3 protein-coding genes are annotated in these 2,094 nt (G+C 63.9%); all 3 read left to right on the top strand.

Going from position 1 to position 2,094, the window contains the following annotated elements; genetic code table 11:
* Nucleotides 1-81: 81 nt before the first annotated feature.
* Nucleotides 82-291, top strand: coding sequence for a hypothetical protein (locus tag HALO32_RS00060; protein ID WP_151441746.1), 210 nt, complete (start codon nucleotides 82-84; stop codon nucleotides 289-291).
* Nucleotides 288-644: an IS66 family insertion sequence element accessory protein TnpB gene (gene tnpB, locus HALO32_RS00055; RefSeq protein WP_151441745.1), complete on the top strand. Its 357-nt coding sequence runs from the start codon at nucleotides 288-290 to the stop codon at nucleotides 642-644. The genes HALO32_RS00060 and tnpB overlap by 4 nt, the downstream gene beginning before the upstream one ends.
* A 43-nt stretch (nucleotides 645-687) precedes the next feature.
* A partial coding sequence (tnpC, locus tag HALO32_RS00050; protein WP_151441744.1) for an IS66 family transposase occupies nucleotides 688-2,094 on the top strand: 1,407 nt, incomplete at its 3' end.

The following is a 2,094-nucleotide window of genomic DNA, read 5'->3' as shown; positions in this document are numbered from 1 at the left end:
CGTAAGCGCTCCATCAACCCCATCTTCTGCCGCTGAATAACGTCCGTCAGACTGGTGTCATCCGATTTCAAGGAGGACACCATGACCGAACTGACCTCGACACAGGCCTTCTGGCTAGGCCATCTGTTCCACGCCTCCTCTCGCCAACAGCCGTTGAGTAAGTACGCCGAGGAGCAAGGGATGGATTTGGCGTCACTGCTGGCGTGGGAGCAGCGTCTGGTGGTGCAGGATGTGCCGGTGCCGCCGCGTCATCGGCCACAGCGTTTCGTCGCCGTGGCGGTGTCGCCATGATCCGGCCGGCAACCGGGCTGCGTGTGTACCTCTGCCGCGAGCCGGTCGACATGCGCAAGCAGATCGATGGGCTGGCGCTGCTGGTCCAGGAGGCCATGGAACTCAACCCCTTCGAGGAGGCAGTGTTCGTGTTCGGCAACCGCCAGCGCGACAAGGTGAAGCTGCTGTTCTGGGAGCGCAACGGTTTCGTGGTCTGGTACAAGCGCTTGGAACGGGAGCGCTTCAAGTGGCCCGACCGTCTGAAAGGCGACACGGTTTCCCTGTCGGGCCAGGAGCTGAATTGGCTCCTGGATGGCTATGACCTCAGCGTCATGCAACCTCATAAGGCCCTGAATTTTCAGTCAGTTGGGTGATATTTTTGCTGCCTTTAGCGGCGCTGCTTGGTAAAATACCGGCATGACGTCACCGGCCTCTACCCCCTCCGCTACCGTCTCCCAACTGCAGCACCAAGTGCGTGCTCAGCAGGAGGAGATCGCGCGCCTCCATCAACTGATGGAGAAGAAAGAGGCCGAGTGGGAAGCCGCCAAGGCGGCGCTGTTCGAGCAGTTCCGCTTGGCGACTGAGCGCCAGTTCGGCCCTTCCACCGAGAAGTACCGCGTCACACAAGGCGACCTGCTCATCAACGAGGCCGAAGTGGCCGTCGATGAGCAGGACGCCGAGGCCGAGGATGACTCGACCACCGACGAGGCGGCTGCCGAGCCGTGTCAGCCGACCAAGCGCCGCACCCGCGGTGGTCGCGTTGCTTTGCCCCCCGAGTTGCCGCGAGTCGAGGTCGTTCATGAACTGCCTGACGAGGCGCATCACTGTGACGACGACGGTACCGAGCTCAAGGTCATCGGCCAGGAAATCAGCGAGGAACTGCATGTCGTGCCGGCGCGGGTCGAGGTGATCCGCCATGTGCGCCTCAAGTACGGCTGCCCGACCTGTGAAGAGGGGGTGCAGATCGCCCCGGTCCCGGCCAAGCTGCTGCCGAAGAGTAACGCCAGTCCGACGCTGCTTGCCTATGTGGCCACCGCCAAGTACCAGGATGCCTTGCCGCTCTACCGGCAGAGCCAGATCTTTGCCCGCCACGGGGCCGAGATCCCGCGCAATACCCTGGCGCGCTGGATGGTTCAGGCCGGTGAACGACTGACGCCGCTGGTCGAGGCCCTGCGACAGCATCTGTTGCAGGCCCCGCTGATCCACATGGACGAGACCACCCTGCAGGTCAACGCTGAGGCCGACCGGAAGGCCAGCGCCACCTCCTACATGTGGCTACAACGCGCTGGCCCACCGGGCCAGCAGGTGGTGCTGTTCGACTACGACGCCAGCCGAGCCGGTCGGGTGCCCGTGCGCCTGCTGGGCGATTATGCCGGTCGCCTGGTCACCGATGGCTACGAGGGCTATGCCGAGGTCGTGCGTCGGAACGGCATCACCCATGCCGGGTGCTGGGCGCACGCACGCCGCAAGTTCGTCGAAGCCCAGAAGGTGCAGCCCAAGGGCAAGACCGGCAAGGCCGACTGGGCGCTGAACCAGATCCGCAAGCTCTACGCCGTGGAGACACAGGCCAAGGGCCTGGAGCCCGAGGCTCGCCTGGCGCTGCGCGAACAGAAGAGTCGCCCGCTGATCACCCAGCTGCGCACTTGGCTCGACAAGTCGCTGACACAGGTGCTGCCAAAGAGCGCACTGGGCAAGGCGCTGCACTACCTGGAGGGTCAGTGGAACCGCCTGACCCGTTTCCTCGATGACGGTATGATCCCGCTCGACAACAACCCGGCCGAGAATGCCATTCGCCCCTTCGTGGTGGGGCGAAATTATGCCCAG

Origin of the sequence: Halomonas lysinitropha (assembly GCF_902500215.1) — a bacterium.
Lineage (GTDB): Bacteria > Pseudomonadota > Gammaproteobacteria > Pseudomonadales > Halomonadaceae > Halomonas > Halomonas lysinitropha.
This window is presented reverse-complemented; position numbering and strand designations above follow the sequence as displayed.

Coding starts and splice junctions, on each gene's coding strand:
- tnpB (WP_151441745.1), top strand. CDS start 288: ATGATCCGGCCGGCAACCGGGCTGCGTGTGTACCTCTGCCGCGAGCCG.
- HALO32_RS00060 (WP_151441746.1), top strand. CDS start 82: ATGACCGAACTGACCTCGACACAGGCCTTCTGGCTAGGCCATCTGTTC.